Source organism: Alteromonas sp. WD8-37, assembly GCF_055326825.1.
The window spans coordinates 667,230-682,206 of record NZ_JBUZOV010000002.1; the positions used below are offsets into that span (position 1 = coordinate 667,230).

Genomic DNA, 14,977 nt, shown 5'->3' on the forward strand with positions numbered 1-14,977 from the left:
TCCTACCATTCTCGCCGGTCGGCAGGCGGGCGGCGTTGTTGCCGGCGCTGCGCTTCCAGTTGCATTTTGCGTTTAAGTAAAAAGGCCGGATCATCGGGGACCCGCCGCTTTAAATTTTCCATCCGTTGCAGATTTTCCTGCTCAGCGTCACTAAGGCTGTTGCTGGCAGAGGTGGCCGCTGTCTCAGGTGCCGACTCTTGCTGCTCAGCCTGGCCGTCACGTTCTTGTTCGGCCGCTTGCGTCTGGGCTTTATCAGCCGGCGGCTCATCGCCTGGTTGCTGCGCTGACTGTTCATCGCGCTGGTTATCGGCAGGATCAGGCTGCTGGGGTGGTGTCTGCTGGCCACCTGACTGCGCCGGTTCGGTGCTGTTGTCCTGCGCACCATCCTGGCCTGATGCTTGTGACGGATCAGATTCGCCACCACTGTTTTGCTGGTTATCAGCTGACGACTCATTGCCCGCCTGCTGTTGCTCTTCCTGGTCACCCGACGAGGAATCTTGCTGATTTTGCTCAGACTGTTGTTCCTGTTGCTGCTGTTGTTGCTCAAGTAATTTTTCAACCAGCTGTTTATTGTGTCGGGCGTCCGGATAGTCTGCCTGGCGGGCCAATGCTTCATCATAGGCAGCAATGGCATCGGCAAACTGGCCTTGCTGAGCCAGTGCATTGGCGCGATTGTAATGCGCTTCCGCAGTGTCCTGCTGGCTGTAGATGGCCTGGGCGGCGGCATAATCGCCGGCCTGGTACAGCGCCGCAGCGCTTAAGGTTGGATCGGTGTAAGTATCGGCGGCCTGAGAATAGGCTCCTTGTTCATATAACAGATCACCCTGCTGGTTCGCATTGTTAAATGCCCGTTGCCACCATGACAATTGCACATCCGCTGCGGCCGGCGTATCGGCGGTAGCTGGGGATTGAGCCAGTGCGGGGGAAGGCGTAACAGGTAAACAGGCCACCGCAACCAGTGCCAGCACCAGCCCGCGCCGAAACAGCCACGCCATCAGGGGCAGCAGCATCAGCACCAGGTAAGGCCCCATTTCCTGCCACTGATCGCCTTGCCGGGTGGGGCCATCTTCGGCCTGAGCAGCCGGCAAGGCATTGTTATCTATGGCGCGGGTCAGCGCCCGGATATCCTGGTCATTGGCTTGAATTGAGGTGTAGGTGCCACCGGTCAGCCCGGCCAGTTGCTCCAGGCGGTGCGCGATAAGTTTTGGCACTACAATCTGACCGCGATCATCTTTCACCAGTTCCCCGTTTTGTTGGGCAATGGGCGCGCCCTGCGCGGTGCCTACGCCTAACACGTGCACGGTATATTTGGCATCGGCTAATAATTCCTGCAGTTCAGCCATCTGATCGGCACCGACCCCATCAGTGATCCACACAATATTACCTTGCTGATAGCCGGCATTGGCCAGCAGTTCGTCGGCCAGCGTCAGGCCCGCGTAGGGATCGCTGCCGGCTTCCGGCATAATTTCCGGGCTCAGGCTGGGGATCAGCGCTTCTAAATTGCGGTAGTCTGCGGTCAGCGGGCTAATGATAAAGGCATCCCCGGCATACACCACCAGTCCTGTTTCGCCTTCGCTCAGCGCTTTAACCAGATCAATGGCTTTGTAACGAGCCCGGGTCAGGCGGTCCGGTGACACATCGGTGGCGCGCATGGACAACGACATATCCATTACCACCACCTGGCCGGCCTTTATCTGATACACGGGTTGCGGCAAGCGCTCCCAGGTGGGCCCGGCCATGGCAAGGATGGCGAATAGCCCGCAGGCGGCCAGCAAATTGGCAACCAAAAATGAGGGTTTTTGCGGTTTACCTAACACCATTTGCTGATACAAGTGCGACGCGATAACACCCTGCCAGCCGGACTGACGGCGTTGCGCCCGCCGATATAGCGCAACCAGTACCACCAGGGGTAGCAACGCCCATAACCATTCCGGCCGCAAAAAATGAAAATTCTGCCAGACCATACTCATTCTGTTACCTCATTGTGGCGGGCACGGGCCAGAAAACGACGGCAACCGGCGATCACCAACAGTATGGCTGCCAGCCCCAGCGCAGCCCCCAGTGGGTAGTAATACAGTGCACTGAGGGGGCGCAACTTCTGGCTGTCACCTTCGATGGGTTCAAGTTCATCCAGCCGCGCGTAAATCTGGGCTAATTCCTGGGTATCGCGGGCGCGAAAATACTGGCCGCCGGTGGCCTGGGCAATGCGGGTCAGCATCGCTTCATCCAACTCTTGAGACGGGTTAACCTGGCGGCTGCCAAAGACACTGTCAATGAGCATGCGATCGGCGCCCACCCCGATGGTGTACACGGTCACTCCGGATGAGACTGCCAGCTCCTGGGCTTGCTGCGGGGTGATATTCCCGGCGGTGTTCTGGCCGTCGGTGAGCAGGATCAAGACCTTGTTGCCTTCTTCACGGGCATCTAAGCGTTTGACGGCCAGGCCGATGGCATCGCCAATAGCGGTGCGTTCACCCACCAGCCCAATCACTGCTTCATTTAACAGCTGACCGACGGTGGCCCGGTCAAAGGTCAGCGGTGCCTGCAAATAAGCTGTATCGGCAAATAAAATCAGGCCGAGACGGTCAGAAACCCGTCGCGCGATAAAGTCATCTAACACAGACTTTATCATGGTCAATCGGTTGACCTGCTGGCCGCTGACCTGCATATCAGCAATTTTCATACTGCCGGATAAGTCCACCGCCAGCATCATCTCGCGCCCTTCACTGGGAATACTGACCGGTTCGCCCAGCCATTGCGGACGGGCGGCCGCGGTCACGCACAGGATCCAGATAAGCACCAGGGTCACCGCCAGCGCTTTCGGCTGGCTATTGACGGTGGGCAGCGCGCGCTGGCCGGGCAATAACTGGGGCACTTTAAGCGCAGCTTCTGCCTGGCGTGGCCGGGCTGGCAGCAATCGAATCAATAAGGGTAAGGGCAGGGCAGCAAACGCCCACCACCAGGCAAACTCAAACATGGCTGGCTCCAGCGGGCGTGCTGAATGTGCCCAAACGGGCTTTTTTGAGCCACAGCAAGGCGGCTTTACGGCAGCGCTCAAACTGATCCGGATCAGGGTGGGCTGGTTGATACAGCATTTCCTGCAGGCACTGCAGATCTGCTTCTAAGTGCTGCTGCTGGCGGCGCTTAAGTTGCGCCAGCATAAACTGGGTCCAGCGCTGGCCGTATAACCCGGACATACTGTGGCGCGGAAAATACGCCAGAGCGGTACGTTTTAATATTTGATTGATTTGGCTGGGCCAGTCATTGTAGCTGTCCGACACAGTGTTAATGGCGTTTATGGCCTGGCGGCGGGCGGCAGTGTGCCGGCGATGGCGTCGCCAGGCAATCAGCGCTGCGGTTATCAGGCCTGCTGCCAGTACCGCCACCAGCCACCAGCCCCAACCCGGGGGCCAGCTATCAGGGCTGGCTTTATGGATGTCTTTTAATTGCGCCAATAAGGCTTGTTGTTGTTCGTTCATGAATCGTTATCGAGCCCCGGCCAGTTGTTGTTCCAGCGGCAGGCCGGCACTGATATGTTGCAACGGAATAGCAGCTTGCTGCAACAGTCCGCCGATGGTCTGCATGTGCGCCTGGCGTTGCTGTTCATACTGCTGATGTTGCCGGGCATTGCCCAGCTGCCAGGTTTGCCGGTTGATGCCATCGGTCACATCCACGCTGCGCTGGCCGGCTGGCCGTGGCAGGGTGTTTTCCAGCGGATCGGAAATCATCACAGCTTTGGTTTCGCAATGGCGGGCAATGTGCGCAAGATGCTGATTAGCATTGGCGTCCAGTTGCTCAAAATCCGACAATATATACACCAGGCTGCCAGGGCGGGATAACCGGCGTAAACGAGCGCAGGCATCCACAAACCCCGTGCCTGAAGCGTTGCTGGCGTGCAAGGCTTCCTGCTGTAAGCGGATCATGGTCTGGCAAATTGCCAGCACTGCTTTGGCCCGGGCCATAGGCTTGCGTTCATGATGGCCATCAGCGGTAAACAGTAAGGCACCAACCTTGTCGCCACGCTGGGCGGCTGCCCAGCCGATCAATGCGGTAAGGTGTGCAGCCTGCACACTTTTAAGCAGCAGTTGGGTGCCAAATTGCATTGATGGTGACAAATCGCATAACACAAAAACCGGCCGTTCGCGCTCTTCACGATAGATTTTGGTGTGGGTTTTACCGGTCCGGGCGGTGACTCGCCAGTCAATGGCACGGATATCATCACCGGCCTGATAATGGCGCGCTTCATCAAATTCCATCCCGCGGCCTTTATGCTTGCTCAGGTACGCACCGGCCACTGCCGCATGGCGCTGGCGCGACGGCGTTAAATTAATCAGCCGGTGCAACTGGCGATAGCGCAGTAACTCGTCGGTGGTGAGGGTCAGCCCGTCACTGTGCAGCGTGCGCAGCCAGGCGGCAGAATCAACTAACATAGGCTAGGGCACAGCAACCAGTTGTAAAATCTTATCCAGCACCTGATTGGTGGTGATGCCCTGGGCCTCGGCCTGATAGGACAAGATGATCCGGTGGCGCAGCACATTGTGGGCCACCGCCTGAATATCATCCGGGCCGACAAAGTCGCGCCCGGCCAGCCAGGCGTGGGCACGGGCACAACGGTCCAGGGCGATGGTGGCACGGGGGCTTACCCCAAATTCAATCCACTGAGCCAGTTCATCATCCAGGCTGGCCGGTTGGCGGGTAGCGATAATCAGCTGCACCAGATACTGTTCCAGTTCTGGCGCCATATGTAACGCCAGCGCTTCTTTGCGAGCGGCGAAGATATCCTGCTGGCTCATTTTGGCCGGTGCGCCGCTACCAGCCTGCAATGCTTCATCGCGGGTCAGGCGCAAAATGTCCAATTCGGTATTTGCGCCCGGGTAATCAATTTCTACGTGCATCAAAAAGCGGTCTAACTGGGCTTCCGGCAACGGGTAGGTGCCTTCCTGCTCCAGCGGGTTTTGGGTGGCCATGACTAAAAACAGCGGGGGCAGGGCATAGGTTTTACTGCCCACGGTAATCTGGCGTTCGGCCATGGCTTCGAGCAGCGCAGACTGTACCTTAGCCGGTGCACGGTTGATCTCATCAGCCAGCATCAGGTTATGAAACAGCGGCCCTTGCTGGAACACAAACTTGCCGGTTTCGGGGCGATAAATATCGGTACCGGTTAAATCTGCCGGTAACAGATCCGGGGTGAACTGAACGCGATGAAAATCAGCATCCAGGCCATTGGCCAGCGCATTGATGGCGCGGGTTTTAGCCAGCCCCGGCGGGCCTTCTACCAGCAAATGCCCGTCAGCCAACAATGCAATCATTAAACTGGTTGTCAGGGGGGCCTGACCAATAATCTGCGAATTCAGATAGGTTTGAAGTTGCTGAAACTGCGCTGCTGCCATAATGTTGTTATTCCGTGATTTTTATGTGGCGATAAAGGTTGTGTGACGACGGTAAGCACACCGTGCTTTTACAGACCATTCTCTCCATATATGGTTCATGTCGGCTTCTTCAAGTCGGTATCGGTTATCATCGCATGCTGCCGGTCAGGTGCAATGATTTATTTGCAAATCGCCAGCACGATCAGGCGGTTGCACAAATGTTTGCGGTGGTTTACACAGCCACATGCAACGTATTTGCTATTTCGATGATTGTCTGTAAAATCGGAATACTTACAGGTCAGACCACTTAAAGTGGCAATAGATTCGGGTTAATTATGGCGACTAAACAACATGTAACAACACGCTCAGGCGATCGGATTGCGATTGTGTCTGGACTGCGTACGCCGTTTGCAAAAATGGCAACCTATTTTCACGGGGTTCCGGCGGTGGACCTGGGCAAGATGGTGGTTAATGAACTGCTTATCAAAAACGGGGTAGATCCGAAGCTGGTGGATCAGGTGGTTTACGGCCAGGTAGTGCAGATGCCAGAAGCCCCCAATATTGCCCGGGAAATTGTACTGGGCACCGGCATGAATGTGCATACTGATGCCTACAGCGTATCTCGCGCCTGTGCCACCAGTTTCCAGTCGACCGTTAACATTGCCGAGAGCATGCTGGCCGGTAACATCGAAGTAGGGATTGCAGGCGGGGCCGACTCTGCCTCTGTATCGCCCATCGGTGTTTCTAAAAATCTGGCCCGCGCACTGGTCGATTTACAAAAAGCTAAAACCATGGGCCAGAAGCTCAATATCTTTAAGCGTTTAAGCTTTAAAGATCTGCTGCCGGTACCTCCGGCGGTGGCTGAGTATTCTACCGGCTTGTCGATGGGCCAAACCGCTGAGCAAATGGCGAAAACCCATAACATCAGCCGTGAAGAGCAGGATAAGCTGGCGCATCGCTCGCATTCTCTGGCCGCGCAAAGCTGGGAAGCCGGCAAACTCGCCGATGAAGTGATGACCGCCTACGCCGAGCCGTACAAAGGCGCGCTGGGCCAGGACAACAATGTACGCTTCGACTCAACCCTGGAAGGCTATGCTAAGTTGCGCCCGGTGTTTGATAAAAAATACGGTTCAGTGACCGCAGCCAACGCGACGCCGTTAACTGACGGTGCGTCGGCGGTATTGATGATGACCGAAAGCCGCGCCAAAGAGCTGGGCTACACGCCGCTCGGTTATATCAAGAGCTATGCATTCTCGGCCATTGATGTGTGGGAAGATATGCTGATGGGTCCATCATACGCGTCACCCATAGCGCTGGACCGGGCAGGAATGACATTAAACGATCTAACCCTGATTGAAATGCATGAAGCCTTTGCGGCCCAAACGTTGGCTAACGTGAAAATGTTTGCCAGCGACAAGTTTGCCCGTGAAAAACTGGGCCGGGACAAAGCCACCGGTGAAATCGATATGGATAAATTCAACGTGATGGGCAGCTCCATTGCCTATGGCCATCCGTTTGCAGCCACCGGCACACGTATGATCACGCAAATGCTGAATGAACTGCAACGACGCGGCGGCGGCACCGGCTTGTTGACCGCGTGTGCAGCAGGCGGTCTGGGTGCGGCAATGATTGTGGAGACAGAATAATGACTGAACAAAACACCAAAAACGAAAGCAAAGCCCAGGACCAGACTCAGGCACAGTCCCAGGATCAAACCAAGGATCAAACACAAGAGCAATCAACAGCCCAGCCAGCTTCAGCATTCACGCTGGAGAAAAAAGACAATGGTGTGGCGATCCTGACCATGGACGTGCCCGGCGAATCCATGAACACGCTTAAGGCGGAGTTCGGTGAGCAAATCAACGCCATGCTGGATGACATTGATGCCGATAAAAGCATCAAAGGGGTAGTGCTGGCCAGTGGTAAGGCAAAGTCGTTTGTAGCCGGCGCGGATATTTCCATGCTGGCTGCCTGCCAGACCGCTGCTGATGCACAAAAGCTGGCCAGCGATGGCCAGGCGGTGTTCGACCGTATCGAAAAAATGCGCGCCACTTTTGTGGCCGCCATTCACGGCCCGGCGCTGGGCGGCGGTTTAGAGCTGGCGCTGGCGTGTCATTACCGGGTTTGTACCGATGCCAATGCCACTCAGGTGGGCTTGCCAGAAGTGCAGTTGGGCCTGCTCCCAGGCAGTGGCGGTACCCAGCGTCTGCCGCGCCTGATTGGTATTCAGCAAGCTATGAAGATGATGCTGACCGGTTCGCCGGCCCGTGCCAAGCAAGCCAAAAAATACGGCATAGTGGATGAGGTAGTGCCACACAGTGTGCTGATGGATGTGGCAGAACAATTTGCTCTGAAGCGCAAACCGCACCGCGAAGCACCGCAGCGCGGCATGATGAATAAACTGCTGGAACAAAACAGCATGGGCCGTGGCGTGGTGTTTAAAAAAGCCCGCGAACAGACGATGAGCAAAACTAAAGGTAATTATCCGGCACCAGGTAAAATCATCGATGTCATTGAAACTGGTATGAGCGAAGGCATGGCTGCCGGCCTGCGCGCCGAAGCCAAGGCCTTTGGTGAGCTGGTGATGACGCCAGAGTCCTATCAGCTGCGTCAGATCTTTTTTGCCACCACTGAAATGAAAAAAGAACACGGTGTAGAAGGCGTAGAGCCACGCGCTGTGCACAAAGCTGGTGTGCTGGGCGGTGGTCTGATGGGCGGCGGTATTGCCTATGTCACCGCGGTCAAAGCTGGCGTACCTGCGCGTATCAAAGATATTCGCCCTGAAGGCATCGCACATGCCATGAAGTACAGCTATGACCTCTTGAATCAAAAGGTCAAAAAGCGCTTTATGCGTAAAACCGAGATGCAAAAGCAGATGGCTCTGCTGACCGGCAGCCTGGATTATCGTGGTTTTCAGGATGCAGATATGGTCGTGGAAGCGGTCTTTGAAGATCTTGAGTTAAAGCAAAAGATGGTGGCGGATGTTGAAGCGCATTGTCATGATCAAACCATTTTTGCCTCGAACACGTCATCAATTCCTATTGGTCAGATTGCTGCCAAGGCAACGCGCCCGGAAAATGTGATTGGTTTACATTACTTCTCACCGGTGGACAAAATGCCACTGGCTGAAGTCATTGCCCATGAAAAAACGTCTGACGAAACCATTTCGACCACCGTGGCCTTTGCGCGTAAGCAAGGCAAAACCCCGGTAGTGGTAAAAGACGGTGCCGGTTTTTATGTCAACCGGATCTTGGCCCCTTATATGAACGAAGCGGCTAATCTGATGCTGGCGGGTGAGCCTATCGAGCATATAGATAAAGCGTTGGTGAAGTTTGGCTTCCCGGTGGGCCCGGTGAAGTTGCTGGATGAAGTAGGCATCGATGTAGGTACTAAAATTATCCCCATCCTGGTTGATGCATTTGGCGAGCGGTTTACCGCACCGGATGCCTTTGACAAGGTGCTGGCCGACGACCGTAAAGGTAAGAAAAATGGCAAAGGCTTTTATCTGTATGAAGGTAAAAAGCCAGGTAAGGAAGTGGATGAAAGTATCTACGCCTTGCTGGGTGTACAGCCTTCTTCCAGCCGCAGTGAGCAGGAAGTGGCCGAGCGCTGTGTACTGATGATGCTGAACGAAGCAGCCCGCTGCCTGGATGAAAAGGTGATCCGCAATGCCCGTGACGGTGATATTGGCGCCATCTTTGGTATCGGCTTCCCGCCGTTCCTGGGCGGCCCGTTCCGCTACATGGATAGCCTGGGTATCGACACAGTGGTTAGCAAGCTAAATCATTATGCTGACAAAGTCTCAGATAAGTTTGCACCCTGTGACCTTCTGGTAAGCATGCAAAAAGAACAGCAAACCTTTTATTAAACAGTCTGTGTAAGGCTGTACCCTACAATAGAAAACCCCACCTGGCGCTGCCACGGTGGGGTTTCTTTTTTTGTAACATAAGCAGATCACGGGTGGTCATTTTTGCTGCAATGGGTATAATTTGCGCACAATTTTTGCCGGTACTTTGTTTTAGCAATAGGAGTTGTGTGTGGTTGTTGCGTTGTGGCCTGTGTGGCTGACACTATTGTCGCTGGGTTCTGGCGGCTATTTTTTTGTCGAAGCGACAAAAGCAGGCATGAAAAGAAAAAACTGGGCGCTAGGAGGTTTGGTCATGGGGCCGATGCTGGTGCCGTTATTCACCATCCATCGATTTATTCATATCCAGAAAGCTTCTGGCAGACAGGCTGTTTATTTTAACGCCTGATAGCAAAGAGCAGAAGAGGCAGCTCGGAATGCCTCTTCTGGCTATAATTTCTTAGTTAATCCAACCACAAAGGCAGTTTCTCGGGCGAAGCTTTTTAACTTCAGTGGTGGTCTCTGTTTTGTTTTCCAGAGGGCGCACATTCTGCTGTTCTTCGGCAGTAGTCGTAGGGGCGCTGCTGGTCAGTACAAGTGCAACTGCGTATGCTTTCAACATAAAATTTCTTCCTTTAATAATTATTTTTGAACAAACAAACCGCGAAGCAGCGGTACGAAATAATTATTGCCAGTTACGTGCCAACCTTTTTATTTAGAAGGAAAAAATTAAATCATTATAAATCAATAATTTAAGAGGTTTTTTTGCGTGTCAAAAAAATGACGCAGAAAAGTAACATGATGGTTAATTCGCTGTATTGCTTCATAAAATTGCCATGTGTTAAACACGCCCGCTTCAATACTCAGGTTGCGGGTACCTAATAAATTGTGAAAAACGTAGAGTGGCGCTATCGTCCAGACCGTAGGATTGCCGCGTGCCAAAGGCTCTTTGCTCTCGACGAGCAGGGGTATAAAGCACAAGATGAAGCAGACAAACAATGAGCAGAGTATAGCAACGGTGTGCACAGAGAATGTGGTTGTCAGCTATCCAGCAAGAACAGGCTCACAGGGCGGGCCGGGCGGCCCGCCTGTTTAACGCTGACGGCTAATTAACTCGTGCAGTTGCTGGTTTTCGTTCAACAGATGTTCAAAACGATCAGCCGGTAATGGCTTACTGTACAAATAGCCCTGTAACATTTCGCACTCATAGCGGCGCAGGATGCTTAGCTGGTTTTCATGCTCCACGCCTTCGGCCACCACTTTCAGGCCCAGGTTGTGGGCGATATTGATGATGGAGGCGGCCATATGGCGATCAACATTACTGTTGGCGATATCATCGATAAAGGCTTTATCGATTTTCAGGGTATTAAGCGGAAAACGCTTGAGGTAGGCCAGTGACGAATAGCCGGTACCAAAATCGTCTAGCGCCAGATGAATACCCCGTTCGCGCAGCCGCTCCATCATACGTAGGCCTTGCTCCGGATTTTCCATCAAAGTGCCTTCGGTCAGCTCACATTCCAGATGCAACGGAGACAAACCTACCTCGTTTAAGATGCGGATAATCCGGTCATCCAAATCAGGCAGTTCAAATTGCTTGGCAGAGATATTCACCGCCACCCGGCCACTGAAAATACCTTCACTGACCCAGCGCTTAGTGTCGGTCAGGGCTTTGCGCAATACCTGTTCACCAATTTCAATGATTTGCCCGGTTTGTTCAGCCAACGGAATAAACTGCCCTGGGCTGACAATCCCCTTACTGGGATGCTCAAAACGTACCAGCGCTTCCATGCTCACTAACCGACCGGTGCTGATATCGACCTTAGGCTGGTAATACACGGTAAACAAATCGTCTTTGATGCCCTGGCGGATCAGGTTTTCAATTTGCAGCTGACGCACTGCATTCTGGTTCATTTCGCCACTAAAGAACTTGTAGCTGTTCCCGCCATTATTTTTGGCAAAATACATGGCGGTATCAGCATTTTTGAGCATTTCCTGAGACGACGCACCGTCTTCCGGGTAAAACGCGATACCAATACTGGCGCCCAGCACAAACTCTTGCTTATTGATGATAAAGGGCCGCGACAGGGTATCGAGCAGGCCCTGTGCAAAATGCGTGATGGTGTGAATGTCAGACCGATCTTCAAGCAAGATGCTAAATTCATCGCCGCCCAATCGGTAACAGGTAGCAGCGGTGCCGCTCATGCGCTGTATACGTTTGGCAATTTGCTTAATCAGCACATCGCCGGTCTGGTGGCCTAGTGAGTCATTAATCTTTTTAAAATTGTCCATATCCAGGCAGAGCAGGGCATGAGTCTCTGCCCGTCTGACCAGATTTTGATGGCTGGCCTGGAAAAAAGAGCGGTTTGGCAAGTCGGTAAGCGGATCCGCATTGGCCAGCTTCAGCAGCTCTTTTTCGGTGTTCTTGCGCGACGTGATATCGGAAAATACGCCAACAAAATGGCTTATCTTGCCGTCTTCATCGTGCACCGCATCAATATTCAGCTCGATCTCAAACTTTTCACCATTAACCCGGGCCGTCTCCACTTCGCCAAACCAGTTACCTTTTACCTTCAGCGTTTTTTTAATTTCTTCGGTAAAAGGTTCTGGATACTGGTGGAAATATAAATAGCTGGCCAAAGCCTGGTCGCGGGTTTCGCCGGTATAGGTACAATATGCATTATTCACCGAGATAAACTTAAAGTTGGTGCTGGTAATAAATACGCCTTCAGAGATGTTCTCGATGGACCGTTTAAAAAGGTTCAGCTGCTCTTCAGCTTCTTTTAAGTGATGGATGTTTTTCAGTGTACCGGTCATACGCACCGGCTGTGCATTGTGATCTCGGGCGACCACTTTGCCGCGATCCAGGATCCATATCCACTGATTATTAAAAGTTTTCGCCCGGTAAGCCAGCTCATAGTACTCGCTATGCCCTTCCAGGTGTGCTTTCAACGTTTCCTGCACGCGCAGGATATCATTGGGATGGATATTGGCGTCATAGGCACTGGTGGTGCGGATGTTATCCTGTGGAAAATCCAAGGTACCCCAGGTGTTCGAGCGATACACCTGGCCGCGGTATACGTCCCAGTCCCACAGTTCGTCGCCACTACTCCACAGAGTCAGTTTCAAACGTTCTTCAGACTCTTTAATGGCCTGCTGATTTTGTTTTCGAATTTGATACTGGCGTAAAATAAATAATAGAAATGCACTGATTACCACTGCGTAGAACACTAACGCAGCAGTATGTAGCCAGGGTGGCCTGCCTACTACAATCTGCTGGGTGGCCGAAGCTGACCATTGTTCATTGCGCTCTTTGGCCTGCACTTCAAAGGTATACTGACCAAAAGGAATATTATTAAACTGGGCAAAGCGTAAGCCTTCTGCATCGATCCAATCTTCATCATAACCTGATAAGCGATAACGATAATTGACTAGTTCAGCATTCGAGGGATTGACCAGCTCATATCCTATGCTAAATCTGGATTCATCGCTGTTAAGAGCAATAATAGACTGCTGTTTGTAAAGAAGATTTGTCGGCTCCCCCGAATTTTTTTCTGTGCCAAAAATTCTTATATTAATAATGTGTGGAGAAGGGGACGCGCGGTCGGGATCTAACCTCGCGGCAACTTTTTCTGGTTCAATAATATTAAAGCCTTTTGCTCCTCCGAAAACGATATTGCCACTTGAAAGCTTTAGGACTGACTCTTCGTAAAAATCGTTATAATTTAGCTCGCTTATATGAACTTCATCAATGATTTTCAGACGTAATAAATCAATTTTCATTATTGATTTATCTCCACTTACCCAAAACTCATTTCCAACATTTATGGCAGAAATAGCGACAGCTATTTCGTCATTCATTTTTGCCTGTCGTTTAAGCTCTAGACTCTTCTTATTGTATTGCATGATAGTGCCATTAAGGCTCAGTAACCAATAAGCATTTCGCCATTCATGGATGTGTGATATTTTTGAAGATAAATCCGCTTCATTAGAAAGTGTCTTTACTATTTCTTGCTTAATCGGATCGTATAAACCAAGGTAGCCAAAACTATTTAGCCAAATTCTTCCTTCGTCGTCTGCATATGTCGCTGTTAAATTTGGTTTCTTTATATCGAGCTCATGTAGTTCAATGAATTGGGATTTATTTTGGATACTATAATCTTCTAACAACAGCTTTGTATTAATAGCTATCAGTGAAAATTTCTCTCCCCTGATAAAAACCCATAGCTTCGCTTTGTCGACTACGAAGCTATCAATAAAATTGTTCTCTAACACAACTTTTACCAAGGTTTGCTTGCCATTTTCGTCGATATCGTACACGTATACACCCGATGAAGTGGCTATCCAGAAAAAGCCTTTATCATCGATAAACATATCCCACATTGTGACTTCTAAATCTTCAAGAAAGTACTTGATCGAACCTGTGCTAGGATTAAATCTCCCAATGCCTTCGCTTTGCGTCACAAACCAGATATTTCCTTCGTGGTCCTCGCGAAGGCCCCAGATTGCATTACCGTCTGTCTTTTCCTGAAAAGCTTTTTCATTTGATAAAAAGCGTACAAAAGCGGTTTTTGAATTGTAAAAATATAGTCCGTCATAAGTCCCCAGCCATATCTTGCCAGTTGAATCTTTAAAATACGAAAGAATATAACGTTGTTCTAAGCCTGTAAGCTCTGCACTCTCGGGACCAATAGATTCAAATTCACCAGCCTCTGGATTATAAATTGATAAATTGTTGTCAGTGCCTAGCCAAATCTGATCGCCCACACTAAAAATGTTGAAAACTACATCAGTACCAAGCTTGGGGAATTTTTCAGCATTAATGATGTTTTTTTGCTTACCATTGGCACCAACCTGAAACGCCCCCTCGTTGGTACCGAACCAATAATCACCATCAATCACAGCAATATCATGCACTGTTTGCGCCTCGACAAAAATCGACCATGGATTAACATTTTTTGCCGAATATAGCTTCTGCTCAGATTTGTCCCAGATAAAAAGACCGTCATTTGCTGTTCCAACAAACATCTTTGATGCTTCGTCATGAATGGTGCGGATCTCTGAATCGAAGATTAATGAGGAGTGGTAGGAGATAGGTTTGCTGGAGGATTCATCCAGCGCGTACAGCCTGGTACCGGCTGCAAAAATCATTTTGTTATCAACAGTATGATTAATCGACGAAATATTATGATCTTTTAGCGCCGAGTTCGACTGTGAAAATGAGACAAAATTATCCTGTTGGGGTTGGTAGCGAGCGATGCCTTCTGTAGTGCCTACCCACAACTCGCCATTAGCATCGATATGGAGTTCTCTTACAAAAGAAGATGGAAGCGAATGTGGGTCGTCATCCGATGCGGCATAGTGCTTAAATTCATAGCCGGAATAGCGATGTAAGCCACCTAATGTGGCAATCCAGATATAACCGTCTTTATCTTCGGCGATATCCAGAATGGTGACATCAGCCAAGCCGTCCCGAAGAGTCAGCTCTTCAAAATAGATGTCTTTGACAGAAATGCTGTAGCAGGCTGAAGAAAATCCAATTCCGCAGATCAGCAACAAACTTATCAATAAGCGAGCAGTGGTTGAGCGCACCAAAATACCTTTGCGTGGCTTTAATAGCCTTATCATTATTAGTTGAGCGGGCACAGTGATCCCTGTTGCCCTGCTGTGATACCAATATGCCCAAATCAGTATCGCTCTACAACAGTTTTTTGACACTTATCAGTAAGGTGGCTCAATTAATAAACAATTTAATGCAGGCAAAGAA

Annotated in this window: 10 protein-coding genes; 3 read left to right on the forward strand and 7 right to left on the reverse strand. The window is 51.2% G+C overall.

What is annotated here, in order from left to right:
• Positions 1 to 2: 2 nt before the first annotated feature.
• Genes ACTUJZ_RS08400 through ACTUJZ_RS08420 form a run of 5 tightly spaced genes read right to left on the reverse strand, consistent with a single transcriptional unit; the run spans position 3 to position 5,390 of the window.
• On the reverse strand, positions 3 to 1,970 hold the full coding sequence (locus tag ACTUJZ_RS08400; protein WP_463635843.1) for a vWA domain-containing protein: 1,968 nt from the start codon (positions 1,968 to 1,970) through the stop codon (positions 3 to 5).
• Positions 1,967 to 2,977: a vWA domain-containing protein gene (locus tag ACTUJZ_RS08405; protein ID WP_463635844.1), complete on the reverse strand. Its 1,011-nt coding sequence runs from the start codon at positions 2,975 to 2,977 to the stop codon at positions 1,967 to 1,969. Before ACTUJZ_RS08405 ends, ACTUJZ_RS08400 begins: the two co-directional genes overlap by 4 nt.
• Positions 2,970 to 3,479, reverse strand: a complete 510-nt coding sequence (locus ACTUJZ_RS08410) for a DUF4381 domain-containing protein (protein ID WP_463635845.1) — start codon at positions 3,477 to 3,479, stop codon at positions 2,970 to 2,972. Before ACTUJZ_RS08410 ends, ACTUJZ_RS08405 begins: the two co-directional genes overlap by 8 nt.
• A gap of 6 nt (positions 3,480 to 3,485) precedes the next feature.
• A complete protein-coding gene (locus ACTUJZ_RS08415; protein WP_463635846.1) occupies positions 3,486 to 4,430 on the reverse strand; it encodes a DUF58 domain-containing protein in 945 nt (314 codons plus the stop codon).
• 3 nt (positions 4,431 to 4,433) lie between these two features.
• Complete coding sequence (locus ACTUJZ_RS08420) at positions 4,434 to 5,390, reverse strand: AAA family ATPase (protein ID WP_463635847.1); 957 nt, start codon at positions 5,388 to 5,390, stop codon at positions 4,434 to 4,436.
• Between the two features lie 314 nt (positions 5,391 to 5,704).
• On the opposite strand from ACTUJZ_RS08420, the gene fadI reads away from it, so the two are divergent.
• From fadI to ACTUJZ_RS08435, 3 genes are all read left to right on the forward strand, one after another.
• Positions 5,705 to 7,015, forward strand: a complete 1,311-nt coding sequence (gene fadI / locus ACTUJZ_RS08425; RefSeq protein ID WP_463635848.1) for an acetyl-CoA C-acyltransferase FadI — start codon at positions 5,705 to 5,707, stop codon at positions 7,013 to 7,015.
• Positions 7,015 to 9,237, forward strand: a complete 2,223-nt coding sequence (gene fadJ / locus ACTUJZ_RS08430; RefSeq protein WP_463635849.1) for a fatty acid oxidation complex subunit alpha FadJ — start codon at positions 7,015 to 7,017, stop codon at positions 9,235 to 9,237. The genes fadI and fadJ overlap by 1 nt, the downstream gene beginning before the upstream one ends.
• Before the next feature lie 169 nt (positions 9,238 to 9,406).
• Positions 9,407 to 9,622, forward strand: coding sequence for a hypothetical protein (locus ACTUJZ_RS08435; protein WP_463635850.1), 216 nt, complete (start codon positions 9,407 to 9,409; stop codon positions 9,620 to 9,622).
• Between the two features lie 51 nt (positions 9,623 to 9,673).
• Here the strand turns inward: ACTUJZ_RS08435 and ACTUJZ_RS08440 are convergent, their stop codons facing one another.
• Both ACTUJZ_RS08440 and ACTUJZ_RS08445 read right to left on the reverse strand, forming a co-directional pair.
• Positions 9,674 to 9,835 carry a hypothetical protein gene (locus ACTUJZ_RS08440; RefSeq protein WP_463635851.1) on the reverse strand — a complete coding sequence of 54 codons (162 nt, stop codon included), beginning with the start codon at positions 9,833 to 9,835 and terminating at the stop codon, positions 9,674 to 9,676.
• Positions 9,836 to 10,305: 470 nt separating this feature from the next.
• A complete protein-coding gene (locus ACTUJZ_RS08445; RefSeq protein ID WP_463635942.1) occupies positions 10,306 to 14,838 on the reverse strand; it encodes an EAL domain-containing protein in 4,533 nt (1,510 codons plus the stop codon).
• Positions 14,839 to 14,977: the final 139 nt, after the last annotated feature.